General features: G+C 69.5%; 12 protein-coding genes. 8 read left to right on the top strand and 4 right to left on the bottom strand.

Annotation, left to right across the window (positions count from 1 at the left end; translation table 11 throughout):
• Window positions 1-137 precede the first annotated feature (137 nt).
• The gene (locus E3T24_RS15385) at window positions 138-5003 is read left to right on the top strand and encodes an NAD-glutamate dehydrogenase (protein ID WP_134404896.1); all 4866 of its coding nucleotides are present in this window, start codon (window positions 138-140) and stop codon (window positions 5001-5003) included.
• Between the two features lie 246 nt (window positions 5004-5249).
• On the opposite strand, the gene E3T24_RS15380 is transcribed toward E3T24_RS15385, so the two are convergent.
• Window positions 5250-5879 carry an MBL fold metallo-hydrolase gene (locus E3T24_RS15380; RefSeq protein WP_134404893.1) on the bottom strand — a complete coding sequence of 210 codons (630 nt, stop codon included), beginning with the start codon at window positions 5877-5879 and terminating at the stop codon, window positions 5250-5252.
• On the bottom strand, window positions 5879-6973 hold the full coding sequence (locus E3T24_RS15375; RefSeq protein WP_134402583.1) for an S-(hydroxymethyl)mycothiol dehydrogenase: 1095 nt from the start codon (window positions 6971-6973) through the stop codon (window positions 5879-5881). Before E3T24_RS15375 ends, E3T24_RS15380 begins: the two co-directional genes overlap by 1 nt.
• Window positions 6974-7280: 307 nt before the next feature.
• Between E3T24_RS15375 and E3T24_RS15370 the strand changes: the two genes are divergently transcribed.
• Window positions 7281-7577 carry an antibiotic biosynthesis monooxygenase gene (locus tag E3T24_RS15370; protein ID WP_134365064.1) on the top strand — a complete coding sequence of 99 codons (297 nt, stop codon included), beginning with the start codon at window positions 7281-7283 and terminating at the stop codon, window positions 7575-7577.
• 269 nt (window positions 7578-7846) lie between these two features.
• On the opposite strand, the gene E3T24_RS15365 is transcribed toward E3T24_RS15370, so the two are convergent.
• Together E3T24_RS15365 and E3T24_RS15360 are read right to left on the bottom strand one after the other, a co-directional pair.
• The gene (locus E3T24_RS15365; RefSeq protein ID WP_134365063.1) at window positions 7847-8278 is read right to left on the bottom strand and encodes a DNA methylase; all 432 of its coding nucleotides are present in this window, start codon (window positions 8276-8278) and stop codon (window positions 7847-7849) included.
• Between the two features lie 9 nt (window positions 8279-8287).
• Window positions 8288-9055 carry a potassium channel family protein gene (locus E3T24_RS15360; RefSeq protein WP_134365062.1) on the bottom strand — a complete coding sequence of 256 codons (768 nt, stop codon included), beginning with the start codon at window positions 9053-9055 and terminating at the stop codon, window positions 8288-8290.
• Window positions 9056-9259: 204 nt separating this feature from the next.
• Here E3T24_RS15360 and E3T24_RS15355 point away from each other — a divergent pair, with 204 nt between their 5' ends.
• The 6 genes from E3T24_RS15355 (at window position 9260) to E3T24_RS15335 (ending at window position 16393) form a co-directional block, all read left to right on the top strand.
• Window positions 9260-9769 carry a universal stress protein gene (locus E3T24_RS15355; RefSeq protein ID WP_134365061.1) on the top strand — a complete coding sequence of 170 codons (510 nt, stop codon included), beginning with the start codon at window positions 9260-9262 and terminating at the stop codon, window positions 9767-9769.
• 4 nt (window positions 9770-9773) lie between these two features.
• Complete coding sequence (locus E3T24_RS15350) at window positions 9774-10037, top strand: hypothetical protein (protein WP_134434839.1); 264 nt, start codon at window positions 9774-9776, stop codon at window positions 10035-10037.
• Entirely contained in the window at window positions 9929-11062 is a 1134-nt protein-coding gene (locus tag E3T24_RS17480) for an acyltransferase (protein ID WP_166789225.1), read from the top strand. Before E3T24_RS15350 ends, E3T24_RS17480 begins: the two co-directional genes overlap by 109 nt.
• 53 nt (window positions 11063-11115) lie before the next feature.
• Window positions 11116-12048: a DarT ssDNA thymidine ADP-ribosyltransferase family protein gene (locus tag E3T24_RS15345; RefSeq protein ID WP_166789224.1), complete on the top strand. Its 933-nt coding sequence runs from the start codon at window positions 11116-11118 to the stop codon at window positions 12046-12048.
• Window positions 12049-12157: 109 nt separating this feature from the next.
• A complete protein-coding gene (locus tag E3T24_RS15340) occupies window positions 12158-12520 on the top strand; it encodes a hypothetical protein (RefSeq protein ID WP_134365060.1) in 363 nt (120 codons plus the stop codon).
• Window positions 12521-12700: 180 nt separating this feature from the next.
• Window positions 12701-16393, top strand: a complete 3693-nt coding sequence (locus tag E3T24_RS15335) for a TM0106 family RecB-like putative nuclease (protein ID WP_134434845.1) — start codon at window positions 12701-12703, stop codon at window positions 16391-16393.
• Window positions 16394-16871 lie beyond the last annotated feature (478 nt).

Here is a 16871-nt window from a genome sequence, read left to right as displayed (position 1 = left end):
GGGCGGATCCCGGGAACAAAACTACGATGGTCAGGGAGTCTCCTCGTTCGACCGCCGACACCAGCCGGCGCGTCGCGTTCACGGCTCGACCATCCGCAATGACGCGGAGATCACATATTTGATGGAGGCTGTTTTCAATGACGTCTGAGTCCACCCGTGCGATCCCGGCCCCGACAGGCAGCACGCTCGACGCTTTCATCTCCGACTACTACGAACACCTGGCCGGTGAAGACCGCCAGAACTCCAACGTGGAAACCCTCCACGAGCGGGCCGTCCACCACTGGCAGGTCGCCCTCAGCCGTACTCCCGGCACCCCGAACATCGAGGTCCATAACGAAGCCGGCCGCAGCGTCGTCTACATCGTCACCGACGACATGCCGTTCCTGGTCGACTCCGTCACCGCCGAGCTGGTGCGGCAGCACTCCGCCATCCACCTCGAGGTGCACCCGCTCCTCGTCGTGACCCGCGACCGGCACACGAACGAGCTGATCGGGGTCAGCCGTGTGCACGGCGGTGACGCCGCCCGGCCCGGCGACGTCGACGAGACCGTGAGCCAGGTCGAGTCGTGGATCGCGATCGAGATCGAGACCGCCAACGACGAGGCCCGGGCCAGCCTGGTCACCGGTCTCGCCAAGGTGCTCGGCGACGTGCGCGCCGCGAACGAGGACTGGCGGGCCATGCGAACGAAGGCCGTGCAGATCGCCGACGACCTCGGCCACGTCGCCCACGCCGAGGGCATCCAGGAGATCAAGCAGGCGCAGGACCTGCTGCGCTGGCTCGACCGCGACAACTTCACCTTCCTCGGCTACCGGGAGTACGACCTGGAGACCGTCGACGGCGAAGACGTGCTGACCATCCGTGAGGGCAGTGGCCTCGGCTTGCTGCGCTCGATGGAAGACGGCCACCAGATCCAGCACCTGACGGATGCCGGCCGGCACAAGGCGCGAGAACGCAGCGCCCTGGTGATCACCAAGGCCAACTCGCGGTCGAGCGTGCACCGGCCGGCGTACTTCGACTACATCGGGATCAAGAGCTTCGACGCCGACGGCAACGTGCGGGGGGAGCAGCGCTTCATCGGCCTGTTCGCCGCCACGGCGTACACGAGTTCGGTGCGGGACGTGCCGATCCTGCGCGAGAAGGTCGACGCGGTGATGGAGCAGGCCGGCTTCCCGCCCGGGTCGCACAGCGGCAAGGAGCTGCTCGGAATCCTGGAAACGTACCCCCGCGACGAGTTGTTCCAGATCGACGTGCCCACGCTGTTCACCACCGCGCTGGCCATCCAGCGGCTGCAGGAGCGCCGCCGCACCCGGCTCTTCCTTCGCCCGGATGTCTACGGCCGGTTCATGACCGCGCTGGTCTACTTCCCCCGCGACCGGTACACCACGGCCGTCCGTCTCCGGATCGAGAAGGAGCTGCGGGACACGTTCCACGCGGAGTCCGTCGACTTCGAGGCCCGGATGACCGAGTCCGCGCTGGCTCGACTGTTCTTCCGGATCCGGCTGCAGAAGAACGACACGGTCGGCGTCGTCGACACCGCCGCACTGGAACACCGCCTGGTGATGGCGGTGCGGTCCTGGCCCGAGGGGATCGGCGAGAAACTGCGCGAGAGCTACCCGCTGGATGAGGCGGAGCGCCTCGCCGAACTCTGGTCGGAGGCCTTCCCCGCCAGTTACCGGGTGGACTACGAGCTCGAGGAGGCTCTGGAAGACATCGGCCGATTCGAGGAGGGCGCCGCCGCGGCAGCCGCCGCGCGTGCCGTCGGCACTGAGCCGGCCAGGCCCGCACTTCACGTCTACCTTCCGACCGGCACGGGCGCCGGCGACACCGTCGCCGACGCCGACGATGGGAGCACCGCTGGGCGCGGCGCCGCCGAAGAGGATGCCCGGGTCAAGCTCTACCTGATGGAGCCCAAGAGCCTGAGCCAGATCCTGCCGTTCCTGCAGAACCTCGGCATCGAGGTTCTCGACGAGGTGCCCTTCGAGATCAGAACCGCCGACGGCCGGGACTTCTACCTCTACGACCTGGGCCTGACCTACCCGGCCGGCGTCGACCCGATCGAGACGGGCGCCCTGCTGGCCGACTCGTTCGGCGCCGCCGTCAGCGGAGCCACCGAATCGGACGGGCTCGACCGGCTGGTACTCAGGGAGGGCATGGCCTGGCACCGGGTCGTCATCCTTCGCAGCTACGCCAAGTACCTCCGCCAGGCCGGCAACACCAACTCCTACGGGTTCGTCGCGGACACGCTGCTCGCCAACCCCGCCGTCACCGGCGGCCTGGTGTCGCTGTTCGAGGCCCGGTTCGATCCGGATCTGGCCGAGGAGGAACGCACCAGCCGGGCGGCGCAGGTGCGCGAGCACCTGACCGTGGCCATGGAGCAGGTCACCACGCTCGACGCGGACCGGGTGCTGCGCACCCTGATCAACCTGATCGAAGCGACGCTGCGCACGAACTTTTTCCAGGGCAAGCCGTACCTGAGTCTCAAGCTCGACCCCACGGCGATCGAACTGCTGCCCTTCCCCCGGCCGCGCTACGAGATCTGGGTCTACTCCCCGCGGGTGGAGGGGGTGCACCTCCGCTTCGGCAAGGTGGCCCGCGGCGGTCTGCGCTGGTCGGACCGGCGCGAGGACTTCCGCACCGAGGTGCTCGGCCTGGTCAAGGCGCAGACGGTCAAAAATGCCGTGATCGTGCCCACCGGGGCCAAGGGCGGGTTCTTCGCCAAGAAGCTGCCCGACCCGGCCGTCGACCGGGCCGCGTGGATGGCGGAGGGCATCGAAAGCTACAAGACCTTCATCCGGGGACTGCTCGACCTCACCGACAACCTGGTCACGACCGCGGACGGCGAGCAGCTGGTGCCGCCCAGCCGGGTCGTGCGCCACGACGACGACGATTCCTACCTGGTCGTCGCCGCCGACAAGGGAACGGCCACGTTCTCGGACATCGCCAACGGGCTGGCCGCCGAGTACGGCTTCTGGCTCGGCGACGCGTTCGCCTCCGGCGGCTCGATCGGCTACGACCACAAGGCCATGGGCATCACCGCCCGCGGTGCGTGGGAGTCCGTCAAACGGCACTTCAGCGAACTCGGCGTGGACACGCAGTCAGAGGAGTTCACGGTCGTCGGGGTGGGCGACATGTCCGGCGATGTGTTCGGCAACGGGATGCTCCTGTCGCAGCACATCCGTCTCGTTGCGGCCTTCGACCACCGGCACATCTTCCTGGACCCGACTCCGGATGCCGCGGCCTCGTTCGCGGAACGACGGCGCCTGTTCACCCTCCCGCGTTCCTCCTGGGCGGACTACGACTCCAGCCTGATCAGCGCCGGCGGCGGGGTCTTCCCGCGCCAGGCCAAGGTGGTGCCGATCTCCGCCGAGGTGCGGGCCGCGCTCGGGCTGCCCGACGGCACCACGCGCCTCAGCCCGCCGGAACTGCTCCGGGCGATCCTGACGGCCCCCGCCGACCTGCTCTACAACGGCGGCATCGGCACCTACGTCAAGGCGAGCACGGAGACGGCCGCGCAGGTCGGCGACAAGGCCAACGACGCCATCCGGGTCGACGGCAGGGACCTGCGGGTCAAGGTCGTCGGCGAGGGCGGCAACCTCGGGCTGACCCAGCTCGGCCGGATCGAGGCGGCGCTGCAGGGCGTCATCCTCAACACCGACGCGATCGACAACTCCGCCGGGGTCGACTGCTCCGACCACGAGGTGAACATCAAGATCTTCGTCGACCGCATGGTCGCCGCGGGCAAGCTCTCCGAGGAGGAACGGTCGGAGTTCCTCGCCTCCATGTCCGACGAGGTCGCCCGCCTGGTGCTGGAGGACAACGTCGACCAGAACATCTTGCTGCTCAACGACCGCGCGAAGGTGGCCAGCTGGAGCCCCAGCTACGAACGCCTGATGGACTGGCTGGAGGCATCCGGCGACCTCAAACGCGACCTGGAGGCCCTGCCGACGACGTCGACGCTGCGCGAGCGCCTGGAAACGGGCCAGGGCCTGACCTCACCCGAGCTGAGCGTGCTGGCGGCGTACGCCAAGATCGAACTGGCCACGGCGCTGCGGGACAGCGACCTGGCCGACGACCCGTGGTTCCGCCGCACGCTGCGCCGGTACTTCCCCCGGCAGCTGTCCGAGCGCTTCGACGCCGAGCTGGACACGCATCCGCTCCGCCGCGAGATCATCGCCACGGTCGTTGCGAACGACATGATCAACCTCGGCGGGGTGACGTTCGCGTTCCGGGCGATGGAGGAGACCTCGGCGAACCAGGCCACGATCGCCCGGGCGTTCGTCGCCCTGCGCGAGATCTTTGAACTGGACGTGCTGGTCGAGGAGCTGAACGCCCTGCCGTCGTCGTTCCCGACCCGGCACTGGACGGCGATCCACCTGGACATCCGTCGCCTGCTCGACCGTGCCGTGCGCTGGCAGGTCAATCAGGGCGCATCGCGGCCCGTGGGCGACGTGGTCGCGCAGTACAAGCCGCAGATGGACCTGATGCGGGCGCACCTGGACGACTACCTCAAGGGCGGGGACCTGAAGCGGGTGCTGTCCCTGCTGGACACCGCGCAGGCGTGGGGCGTGCCCGAGAACCTCGGCCGCCGGTGGGCGGAACTCTTCGAGGCCTTCGCCCTGCTGGACGTGGCCACGATCGCCGCCCACGCGGACGAGCCCATGACGGATGTCGCCGGGGTGTACTACACGGTGTACGACCGCTTCAGGGTGGACAACCTGCTCGAGCGCATCACCGTGCTGCCGCGCAAGGACCGGTGGCAGGCACTGGCCCGCGCCGCCCTCCGCGACGACCTGTACACGACCGTGGCCGACATGACCCGGGCCGTGCTCAGCGAAACGGACGCCGCCAGCGCCGAGGACCGCCTGCTCGCCTGGGAGGAACAGAACGCGGAACAGCTGGGCCGGGCCCGGAGCGTGTTCGAGGAGGTCAATGCCCTCGCCCAGGACGACATGGCGTCCCTGTCTGTGGTGGTGCGGCTGCTGCGCTCGATCGTGCGCCGGTGAGCCGAACAGTGGGCCGGCCCTCCTGAGCCGGCCCCGCGTCGCCGATCCCTGCCGCCGATCCCGCCCCTTCAAACGTCGGCCGTGTGGCTAACTCAGGAGAACCGTCTACCGGCGCCACACCGGCCGCGGAATCATGCGGCGAGTTGCGGCCCGACGGCGAGATCTCCTGAATTAGCCACAAGATACAGCCACAACAAACGGGCGTGACGGCCGACGGATGCCGCGGCATCCGTCGGCGGCATCCGCCTAGTGGCCGCGGGCGATCCACTCGTCGAGGTGGGCCGCCTCGGCGCCGATCGTCGTGGACTCGCCGTGGCCGGTGAGAACGACGGTCTCCGCGGGCAGCGTGAGCAACCGGCTGCGGATCGACGTGATGATCGTGGGGAAGTCGCTGAAGGAGCGGCCGGTTGCGCCGGGGCCGCCGTGGAAGAGGGTGTCGCCGCTGAACACGGTGCCGAGCGCGGGCGCGTAGAAGCAGACCGCGCCGGGGGAGTGGCCCGGCGTGTGCAGCACCTGGAGGTCGATCCCGGCCACCTCGATCAGCTGGCCGTCTTCCAACGGTCGGCTCGGCGGGGCATCCGGGTAGACCCGGTCCCACAGCATCATGTCGTCCGGGTGCAGGTAGGTCGGCGCGGTGTGCGCCTTTTGCACGTCGGCGACGGCGCCGATGTGGTCGTCGTGCGCGTGCGTGCAGAGGATGCCGACGAGCTTGCGGTCGCCGATGGCCGTCAGGATGGCGTCACCGGAGTGGGCGGCGTCGATCACGACGCACTCGTCGTCGTCGCCGACGATCCAGACGTTGTTGTCGACATCCCAGGTGCCGCCGTCGAGGCTGAAGCTGCCCGAGGTGACGAGGTGTTCGATCCGGGCGACCATCAGAGGACCACGACCGAGCGCAGCACGTCGCCGCGGGCCATCTTCGCGAAGGCCTCCTCGATGTGTCCGATGCCGATGCGCTCGCTGACGAATTCGTCCAGCGGCAGCCGCCCCTGCAGGTAGAGGTCGGTCAGCATCGGGAAGTCGCGCTCGGGCAGGCAGTCCCCGTACCAGGAGGACTTGAGCGAGCCGCCGCGCCCGAACACGTCCAGCAGCGGGATCTCGAGCATCATCTCGGGCGTCGGCACCCCCACCAGCACGACGGTGCCGGCCAGGTCGCGGGCGTAGAACGCCTGGCGCCAGGTCTCGGGGCGTCCGACCGCGTCGATCACGACATCCGCTCCGAAGCCGCCGGTCAGGGCCTGCACGGCCGCGACCACGCCGTCCTCGTCCAGGTCGGAGGAGTCGATGGAGTGGGTGGCGCCGAGGGTCTGGGCGATCACGAGCTTCTTGGCGTCGCGGTCGATCGCGATGATGACGGATGCCCCGGCGAGCCGGGCCCCGACGATCGCCGCGTTGCCGACGCCGCCGCATCCGATCACGGCGACCGAGTCGCCATGGCTGACGTTGCCCGTGTTCATGGCCGCTCCGATTCCGGCCATGATGCCGCAGCCGAGCAGGCCCACGACGGCGGGGTCTGCTTTCGGGTTCACCTTCGTGCACTGCTTCTCGTGCACGAGGGTCTTCTCGGCGAATGCCCCGAGGCCGAGGGCCGGGCTGAGCTCGGTGCCGTCGGTGAGGGTCATCTTCTGGTCGGCGTTGAAGGTGTTGAAGCAGTACCAGGGCTCGGCGCGCTTGCAGGCCCGGCAGTCGCCGCAGACCGCGCGCCAGTTCAGCACCACGAAGTCGCCCACCTCGACGTGGGTCACGCCGGCGCCGACAACGCTGACGCGTCCGGCGGCCTCGTGCCCGAGCAGGAACGGGAACTCGTCGTTGATGCCGCCCTCGCGGTAGTGCACGTCGGTGTGGCAGACGCCGCAGGTCTCGATGTCGACGATGACCTCGCCCGCACCGGGGTCAGGGATCACGATGTCGACGAGCTCAACGGGCGCGCCCTTCGATCGTGCGATGACGCCTTTAACGGTGGTCGACATGGGACTCCTCTGAATTGGTGCCGGTAGTGGACATTGGTGCCGCTGGCCGGGGGTGGAACCCGTCCACACTACCCAACCTCCCCGCCCCCGCCCTGTGTAACCAATTCGACGGAGATTTTGCCGAAAATGAGCCGTTTCGCCTCCTGCGCACGGTTTTAACGCAGAATCTCCGTCGAATTCGTTAGGGGCGGGTCCCTCGCAGTCCTTGCCGGGGCAGGGGCGGCGTTCTACGCTCGCTGCACGGGGGACATCCGCCCGCCCGGAGCTCACGACGCGACGAAGCCAAGAAGAAGTGAAGGAGAGTCCGATGGCACTCAAGTTCGGAGTACTGGCCCTGGTGGAAGCGAAGCCGGGCAAGGAGCAGGACGTGTGGGACTTCTTGGAGGCGGGCCGCGCGGTGGTGGACGAGGAGCCCCAGACCCGCACCTGGTACGCCTTCCGGGTCGACGAGAAGACGTTCGGCATCTTCGACACCTTCGAGACCGAGGAGGGCCGACAGGCTCACCTGGGCGGTGCGATCCCCGCAGCCCTCGCCGAACACGGGCCGAGCCTGCTGGCGAATGATCCCGACATCCGTCTGATCGAGCTGATCGCCGTCAAATAGACGGAGCCGTCAACCCGGTCAGAGGAACTCCTGGCAACCGTCGCACCACCAGCCACCGCCGGCCGGGGCCATGGGGGTGAAACAGGAGACACAGGTCGGAATCGGCAGGATGTCGTTTTCTATTGCGTGGGGCATGTGGGGCGTGGCGTCGATTCTGCTGGCGAGTTCCCCGGCCCCGAAAAGGGCATTCGCTCATTACCATGTTAGGCAGATGAACCTGAACCTGTCCAGAGACTCGGCGGGGTACGTGGCACAAAGAACGGATGCCGTCAGCGCGGCAGCACGCTCGCCGGCAGCTCCCGCAGGAAGATCTTTGCGGTCGTCGGTCCGATGCCCTTGAACGCGACGAGTGTGCGGGTGAGCTCCTCCCGTGACGCCGCCGCGCGCACCATCCCGCCGACCGACCCGTGCTCGGCGGCCACGCTTCGCATCACCTCGTGCAGCTCGTCGGTCATGATGTAGTCCAGCCGCGCGTAGTGGCCCTCGTCGAGCAGGGCCCGGAGGCCCTCCCGGTCGTAGCGGGCGAACTCCTCCGGGGCGGTCAGGCCGTGGGAGATCAGCACCCCATAGGTGCGGGCGGCGACCTCCTGCTGGATGGGACGGCCGAAGAGCACACTGGCCAGGAACCAGCGGAAGAGCTGGTCTTCGGCCCCGTCGGACAGGTCGAGGCCGAGGTCGGCGGCGGTCATGTGTGCGGTCACGCCCCCTGTCTACCCCTCAGGCGATGGCGATGGTGACGAAGGGGGCACGGGTCGTTCGAGCAGACGTTCGACCAGGGTCTTCAGTTCACCGATCTCGAGCTTCAGGGCGTCGAGCTTGTCCTCGCTGACGTCGAGTTCGGCCTTGATCTCCTCCTCGGCTTCCCGGCTCGCCGACGCGAACCAGGCGGCGATGAACGCGGTGAGGGTGCCGATCAGGGCGATGCCGGTGGCGACCAGACCGACCGTGACGAGTCGTCCTTCGGCCGTCACGGGGTACAGGTCGCCGAATCCGACCGTGGCCATCGTGATGAACGACCACCACCACCCCTCCCAGACGGAGTGGATGTTGGCGCCCGGGGCGCCCCGCTCGGCATCCGTGACCGCGAGGCCGGCGATGAACCAGACCGAGACCGCGGTCACGGCCGCGTACGTCATCACCCGGTTCTTGAGCTTCTTGCTCAGGCGCCGGGCAGAGAGGATCACGATCGACAGCACGCGCAGCGCCCGGAGCGGCCGGAACAGCGGCAGGGCGACGGCCACCAGATCGAGCAGGTGGGTGCGGATGAACTTCAGGCGCCCGCGGGCGAGGCTTAGCCGCACGGTGAAGTCGAGGGCGAAAGCCGCCCAGGTGGCGATCTCGACCCACTCGAGCAGCAGGCGCCACCACGAGCCGATCTCGGGCGCGATGATCGGGGTCGCGTAGGCGAAGAGGAAAGCGAACCCGAGCCAGAGGAGGGGCGCATCCGTCGCCCGTTCCCACCGTTCGCTCCTGGTCATCGTCGACTGCCCCACAGTTCCAACTTAGCTCGCCCAGCGGCGCCGGATCGCCCGACCCGCACCGACCCGCACCGACCCGCACCGACCCGCACCGACCCGACCCGCAGCGACCCGCACCGACCCGCCCTGCCGGCCTCGCCCTCGAAACGGTGACGGTCCGCCGGTTTCTGACTAGTGTCACCAGCGAAAGCAACGGAGGGCGCGATGAGTGCAGATAAACCGGTCCGGGTGATCGTCGGAGTGACGCACAGGCAGCCGGATGCCGTCGTGCTGGAGGCCGCCGTCTTCGCCTCCCGCTTCCAGGCCGAACTCGTCTGCGCCACCGTCGAGGCGACCCGGTACATGGTGGTGGAGCATGCCGACGGCAGCATGAGTTCCCTCCCGTTCGACCCTGACACTCCCGAGCTGACCGAGGAGAGGTTCGATCCGCGCCTGGCCGCGCACCTGGCGGAGATCCTCGAGGGGGCCGGGGTCGTCTGGTCGACCCGTGCGCTGGCCGGCGACCCGGCTCGCGCCCTCGGCCATCTGGCCCAGACCCTCGGGGCGGCCATGATCGTCGTGGGCACCCGGGAGTCCAATGTGCGGTCCACCCTGGCGAAGTTCATCAGCGGTTCCGTCGCCGTGCGGCTGGCTCACCGGCAGCACCGGCCGGTGGTGGTCATCCCGCTCGCTCCCGTCCCCTTCGAGGAGCCTCTCCCTTGGGAGGGCGGCTGAGGCCATGGCGCCTGACACACCGGATGCCCGCGACCGGGTGCTCGACCTCATGCGGGTCGTCTGCGTTCTGCCGGTGGTGCTCGGACACCTGCTCATGATGGGGGCGACCCTCCGCCCGGGCGCTGGCCTGCGGCTCGACAACGTGCTGGCGGCCCAGCCGTGGCTGCCCCCGGTGACCTGGGTCGCGCAGATCATGCCGCTCTTCTTCATCATCGGGGGGGGTTCGCCGGCCATCGGGCGTGGACCGCGGCGGCCGCCGCCGGGCTGACCCCGGCCGAATTCATCCGCGGCCGCATCCTGAGGCTGGCCCGGCCCGCGGCCCCGCTGTTCCTGGCCCTCACGAGCGGCATCCTGGTGCTGCAGTGGAGCGGGGTGGACCGGGCATCCGTCCTGCTGATCGGCGCCGGGGTGACGTCGGCGCTCTGGTTCCTCGCCGCCTACGCGTTCAGCCAGGCCTTCCTGCCGGGGATGGTGGAACTGCACGCCCGCGCCCGGGTGCTGACGCTGCTGGTGCTGCTCGGCTGCGCGATCGTGGTCGAGGCGGGGCGACTGTCTTCCGGGTTGGCGGTGATCGGCATCTTCAACATGATCTTCATCTGGCTGTTCCTGCAGCAACTGGGCTTCTGGGTGGCCGACGGATGGTTCGCCCGGCGCGGCCGGGCGGCGCTGCTGCTGCTCGCAGCCGACAGCTTCCTGCTCCTGTGGGGGATGGTCCAGACGGGCCTCTCCCGGGTGAACATTCTCGAGGACCTCAACCCGCCGAGCCTGGCCCTGACCGTGCTTAGCGTCGGCCAGTTCGCGCTGCTGGCGCTCGCCCGCCCGGTGCTGCACCGGATCGCGGCGCTCGCGCCCGTGCGGGTGCTGGTTGGGGCGATCGGTGCCCGCCTGATCACGATCTACCTCTGGCACGTGCCGGTGATCGCCCTGCTGGTCGGGCTGACGCTCCTGACCCCGTGGGGCGGTCCGGCGCCGGAAACGCCCCTGTGGTGGTGGACCAGACCGGCGTATTTCGCCGCGACGGTGGCGGCCCTGTTCCTGCTGTCGGCCCTGCTCGGCCGACTGGAATGGCCGGTCCTGCGGCGGATCGGCGATCGGGCCGCGGCCGACTGGGCGGTCTCGGTCTCCACCCTGCTGATCGTGCTGGCGCCGTTCTGCCTGATGGTGTTCGGGCTGAATGTGTGGGTCGCGGCGACCGGAACGCTGGCGCTCGCCGCATCCGTCGGTCTGCAGAGAATGCGCCGAACGGTCACCATCCGGGCCGAAATGACCGTACCGTTGATACGTGGTCTTTGAGCATCGGACTTGAAGAGTGTGGGGGCCACGCACACGAAAGGTTTTCACTAGTTTTGAGCGACGAATGTATCCACGGACTCGAGGGTAGATTGTGTGCCCTGTGCTTCCCGAAAGCAGCCCCCGAGATCGTGCCGGCCGTTCCCGCGGTTCGCGCCAGCCGGGCCAAGTCCGCTAAGGCTCCTTCGCTGCGCAGCTCGCCGTCGCCGCGAACCGTGACCCTCGGCGGCACGAAGACCGTGCCGGTGGCCAAGGCGGCCGGAACCGTCAAGGCCTCACCGGTGCGGGTCTCCGGCGCGGCGAAGACGGCCGTCGACAACGTGGGGGAGCAGCGGATCTACCACGTCACCCACATCCGTAACCTCGCCGGAATCCTCGGCAGCGGGCGCCTGCTCGCCGACGCCAGCGACGCCTGGGAGACCCGGCCCGCCGTGGACCTCTCCTCCGTGCTCACCCGCGCGGCACGCCGCGCCGCGGTCGTCACGGAGGCGGACGACACCCGGGTCGCCGCGTACGTACCGTTCTTCCTGTCGCCGAACGCGTACCTCTGGGACGGCATCCTCACCGGTGCCACCGACCCCCGCCTCTCGGGCCAGGCCCACGACGCTGAGATCTTCGATTTCGTGATCCTGGTCAGCACGGTCAAGAAGCTCCGTGACGACCTCGCCACCGCCGACGAGCCTGCCGCGGCGGCCGTCGTCGTCACCGACGCGGACGCCGCCGGGCCGCTGACCAGCTTCAGTGCCGCGCCGGAGAGCGCGGACCGGCTGCTGCGCCGGCTGCGCGCCGACCAGGAATCGGGCGCGATCCGCGCGGCGGAGCTGCTCGTCAGCGAGCAGTTCCCGTTCCAGCTGGTCACGCTGATCGGCGTCGCCAACGACAAGGTGCGCGACGCGGTGCGGGGCATCCTCGCCGCCGGGGCGCACAAGCCCAAGGTGGCCGTGTACCCGCCGTGGTTCCACGCGGCCGATGAGTCCGACGCGCAGTAGCGCGCCGCACCGCCTGTTCGGGCCCGACGACCGCCTGTTGGCGGCCGCCGGGCCTCGGGCTGTTCCCTGGGGGGTTGAATACCCAGCGGGGTGGGGAGACAGTGATTGCATGCGACGAATCTCCTACAGCGGGGCGTCCTTCCTCACCGCGGACGCCATCGCAGACGCACTCTTCCAACTCGTCACCGCCCTGGGTATCAGTCAGACGACCGAGTCACTGAACCTGCCCGCGATCAATGTCGCCGGGAAGCCGATCATGGTGAAACTGATCGTGGGGCCGATGAGTGAGTTGATCAGCGTTCCCGAGGATTCCCTCTGGGACGAGCCGAACATCACCGAGGTGATCGCAGTCCTCCGCGACCGGGTTCTCGCTCTCCAGCAACCCAAACCCTCGCCCGCGTACGCGGAGATCGCGACGACCGATTTCGACAGCAGCGACTTCAACAGCAGTGACACCGGCCGCACCTCCTGACCGGGTTCTGACCCGTGATGAAAGCGGCCCCGCCCGCGGTGGCGCGCTGCTGCCCGTCGGAGCGCTTTCACCGGGGATGTCAGACCCTCCCGATACGCTCGTCACGGGCGGACCGAGAGGGGAACGATGTTTCTGCTGGAGCGCGACGAGGTGCCGGGCACGCCGGTGAGCAGTGCGACCATGAGCGGCACGCGTCCCGCCCAGACGGTGGTGACGAGCGCGAGCGACCTCGCTGCCGCCTCGAAGTGCGAGTTCGCCTTTCTGCGCAAACTCGACGCGAAACTCGGCCGCGCCGCCGCCGTGCCGGAGAAGGCCGACGCCATGCTCGAGCGCACCGCGCGGCTCGGCGACGAGCACGAAGCCCGAGTGCTCGAGCGTTACCGAATGGCCGGGGGCGTGGTCGAAATCACCCGCCCCGAACGGATGTCGCGCGCCAGCATCGAGATCGTCGTCGCCGACACCGTGCGCGCCTTCGCAGCCGGCGCCGACACCGTCTTCCAGGCCACCTTCTTCGACGAGACCGCCCCCGGCGTGGCCTTCATCGGCTTCGCGGACTTCATCGTGCGCCGCCCGGACGGCAGCTACCTCGTCCAGGACACCAAACTCGCCCGCAGCGCCCGGGTCACGGCGCTGCTCCAGCTGGCGGCCTACGCCGAGCAGCTCGACCGCATCGGGGTGCGCACGGCCGAGACCGTGCAGCTGCTGCTCGGCGACGGAACCGTGAGCGAGCACCGGCTCGCCGACATCCGCCCGGTGTATCGCAAGCGCCGGGAACGACTGCTGCGCATCATCGGCGAGCGGGTCGCGGAGACGGCCCCGATCCTGTGGGGCGATGCGCGGTACACGGTCTGCGGGCGCTGCGGCACCTGTGACGCCGAGGTGCAGGCGCGGCGCGATGTGCTGCTCGTGGCCGGTTTGCGCGTCTCGCAGCGCGCGCGCCTGGCTGAGGCGGGGATCTTCACGATTGACCAGCTCGCGGCATCCGTTGACCCGGTCGCCGGCGCCGCCGGGCTGCCCGCTGTCGTGGTCGACGGGATCGGGGAGAGCACACTTGGCGGGCTCCGCACGCAGGCCCGGCTGCAGGTGCGGGCCGTGGCCGACGAGCCGCCGCCGGTCGAGCTCTGCAACCCGGCCGCGCTGGCCGTGCTGCCCGCGCCCGACGCGGGCGATATCTTCTTTGATTTCGAGGGTGATCCGCTCTACACCGAGGGGGCCGCGGAGAGCTGGGGCCTCGACTACCTGTTCGGCCTGGTGGAGGTCGACGGCACGTTCCGCGCGTTCTGGGCCCACACCTGGGCGGAGGAACGCCAGGCGCTGCGCGACTTCCTCGACTATCTGGGCGCCCGCCGGGCCCGCTACCCCAACCTGCACGTCTACCACTACGCCCCCTACGAACGCACGCACCTGCTGAGCATCGCCGCCCGGCACGGCGTCGGCGAAGACGAGGTCGACGCTCTGCTGCAGCAGAACGTGCTCGTCGACCTCTTCCCGCTGGTGAAGAAGGCGATGCGGGTCGGGTCGCGGTCCTACTCGATCAAGAAGCTCGAACCGCTCTACATGGGCGCCGACCTGCGGGTGGGCGAGGTGACGAACGCGGCCGATTCGATCACCGAATACGCCGCGGCGCGCGACCTCGACCTGCTCGGCCAGGTCGACGAGGGCGAACGGATGCTGCGCTCCATCGCCGACTACAACCGGTACGACTGCGTGTCGACGTTGCGCCTGCGGGACTGGCTGCTCGCGCGTGCGGCCGAGCGGGGCATCCCGGTCGGCGCCGTCGCCCCGGAGAAAACCGTCGGGGAGCTGGAGCCGTCCCCGCTCCGCGGCGAGCTGCTCGCCGTGGCCGGGGAAGCGCTCGACCCGCACCGTAGCGCCGACCGGACGGCGGCCGCGTTCGCCGCCGCCGCACTCGACTATCACCGGCGCGAGCAGAAGAGCTTCTGGTGGGGCCACTACGCCCGCCTCGCGCAGCCGATCGAGGCGTGGGAAGACACCCGGGATGTGCTGCGGGTCGAGCGCGCCCGGGTCGAACGGGACTGGTACCGGGAGGGCCGGCAGCGCACCGACCGCCGGGAACTGCGCCTCTGGGGGCGCCTCGCGCCGGGCAGCAGCATCAAGCCCGGCGACCAGGCCGGACCGTTCCTGCTCTACGAATACCCCGGCCCCTTCCTCGACCCCCGTCTCGAGCCCGGGTCCCGCACCGCCCGCACGGTGACCGTGCTCGAGGTGGCCGACGACGACAGCATCCTCGTGCGGGAGACCGTGCCGAAGGACACCGAGCCGTGGTCTCAGAAGCCGAGCGCCCTGGCTCCGGCGGCGCCGCCGGCCGCCGGCCAGCAGAAGCCGGCGATCGAGGAGTGGGCGCAGAACATCGTCGACGCCCGACCGGGCTGGCCCGAGGAGCCGATGGTGGACATTCTGCGGCGAGTTCCGCCGCGCACTCGCTCGGGCCTGCTGGCGCCGGTCGCCGCAGCCGCCGGTGTGGCCGCCGGTGTGGCCTCGGGTGTGACCGCAGGCGCGACCGCTGGCGTCACTCCGGGCGTGACGGCCGGCCGCGAACGGATCGACGCCGTGACCGCAAGCCTGCTCGATCTCGACTCCTCCTACCTGGCCGTGCAGGGCCCGCCCGGAACCGGCAAGTCCTACCTGGGCGCGCATGTGATCACCACCCTCGTGCGCCGCCACGGCTGGAAGATCGGGGTGGTGGCTCAATCGCACGCCGTGGTCGAGACTCTCCTCGCCGCGATCGTGAAGGCCGGGCTCGACCCGGCCCTGGTCGGCAAGGTGCCCAGGGCCGGCAGTGTGCCCTCCTCCGCGGATTCAGATTCCGATTCCGATGCGGATGCCCCGGCCCGGTTCACCGAACTGGCGAAAGACGGGCAACTCATGTTCGCCCTCGACCACGCCGCCACGGGATTCGTGGTCGGCGGCACCGCCTGGGACTTCAGCAACCCCGCCCGGGTTCCCCGGCAGAGCCTCGACCTCCTGGTCGTCGACGAGGCCGGCCAGTTCTCCCTCGCGTCGACCATCGCCGCGAGCGTCGGAGCGCGCAACCTGCTGCTCCTCGGCGACCCGCAGCAGCTGCCGCAGGTGAGCCAGGGCACGCATCCGGAGCCGATCGACCAGTCCGCGCTCGGCTGGGTCAGTGCCGGCCACGACGTGCTGCCGGCCGGACTCGGCTACTTCCTCGCGGAGAGCCGCCGCATGCATCCGGCCGTCACCGAACCGGTGTCGAGGTTGTCCTACGAGGGGGAGCTGCGTTCGCATCCGGATGCCGCGACTCGGCTGCTCGAGGGCGTGGCGCCCGGCCTGCACGTCGTGCCCGTCACGCATGTCGGCAACTCCGTGCAGTCGCCCGAGGAGGCCGCCGTCGTGGTGTCGCTGGTGCGCTCCTTGCTGGTGAGTTCGGTGCCTGAAAGTTCGGTGCTTGTGAGTCCGGGGCTCGGCCGCCGGTGGACGGACCCCACCGAGGGGCGCCGCGAGGACCCGCTGACCGAGGCGGACGTGATCGTCGTCACCCCCTACAACGCGCAACTGAACACCGTGCGGGAGGCCCTGGCCGCGGCCGGGTTCCCGCGGGTGCGAGTCGGCACGGTCGACAAGTTCCAGGGCCAGGAGGCGGCGATCGCGATCGTGACGTTGGCGGCATCCTCTGCCGAAGACGTTCCCCGCGGGCTCTCCTTCCTGATCATGAAGAACCGCCTGAACGTGGCGATCTCCCGGGCGAAATGGGCGGCTTACCTCGTGCACTCGCCGGCGCTCACCGAGTTCCTGCCGGTCACGCCCGCCGCGGTCGCGGAGCTCAGCGCGTTCATCACCCTCGTCGAGTCGGCAGACGCGGTCCCGGTCCCCATCCCGCCGAGTATGCCGTAACCGGCGGGCCCGCGCCGGCGGGCGGCCCCGAGCTGGGGCGCCCCAGCCGCCGGCGGGCCCGAGCTGCCCCGCTGCGCCGCCCGGCAAGTCCGTTCTGCCTGCGCGCGGGCTCACTGCAGCCACGGATGCTGGCCAAGGCAACGGCGCGGAGCAAGGCGACCCACGACTAACCAATTCGACGGAGATTTTGATCTAAAAAGGTGATTGCGCGCTGTTTTGGCCCGATTTCGGCAGAATCTCCGTCGAATTCGTTCGGACGGGAGGGCCGCGCACAGGTGCCTGTCCGACCGGCGGCCTCCCTCCTTATCTGCGACCTGACCGTGGAGACCGCGACTAACCAATTCGACGGAGATTTTGATTTAAAACATTGATTTCAGCCTGTTTTGGACCGATTCTGGCAAAATCTCCGTCGAATTCGTTCGGACGAGCGGCGAACGGCAGACGGGGAGCGGGGGGGGAGCTGGGTGAGCGGGGGGAG

It is taken from the genome of Cryobacterium sp. TmT2-59, from assembly GCF_004403545.1.
Taxonomy (GTDB): domain Bacteria; phylum Actinomycetota; class Actinomycetes; order Actinomycetales; family Microbacteriaceae; genus Cryobacterium; species Cryobacterium shii.
This window is presented reverse-complemented; position numbering and strand designations above follow the sequence as displayed.

Excerpts from the sequence above, each read along its gene's own strand:
- E3T24_RS15380 (WP_134404893.1), bottom strand. The coding sequence starts at position 5,879 with ATGGTCGCCCGGATCGAACACCTCGTCACCTCGGGCAGCTTCAGCCTC.
- E3T24_RS15385 (WP_134404896.1), top strand. The coding sequence starts at position 138 with ATGACGTCTGAGTCCACCCGTGCGATCCCGGCCCCGACAGGCAGCACG.
- E3T24_RS15355 (WP_134365061.1), top strand. The coding sequence starts at position 9,260 with ATGAGTGCAGATAAACCGGTCCGGGTGATCGTCGGAGTGACGCACAGG.
- E3T24_RS15350 (WP_134434839.1), top strand. The coding sequence starts at position 9,774 with ATGGCGCCTGACACACCGGATGCCCGCGACCGGGTGCTCGACCTCATG.
- E3T24_RS15340 (WP_134365060.1), top strand. The coding sequence starts at position 12,158 with ATGCGACGAATCTCCTACAGCGGGGCGTCCTTCCTCACCGCGGACGCC.
- E3T24_RS15335 (WP_134434845.1), top strand. The coding sequence starts at position 12,701 with ATGAGCGGCACGCGTCCCGCCCAGACGGTGGTGACGAGCGCGAGCGAC.
- E3T24_RS15375 (WP_134402583.1), bottom strand. The coding sequence starts at position 6,973 with ATGTCGACCACCGTTAAAGGCGTCATCGCACGATCGAAGGGCGCGCCC.
- E3T24_RS15360 (WP_134365062.1), bottom strand. The coding sequence starts at position 9,055 with ATGACCAGGAGCGAACGGTGGGAACGGGCGACGGATGCGCCCCTCCTC.
- E3T24_RS15370 (WP_134365064.1), top strand. The coding sequence starts at position 7,281 with ATGGCACTCAAGTTCGGAGTACTGGCCCTGGTGGAAGCGAAGCCGGGC.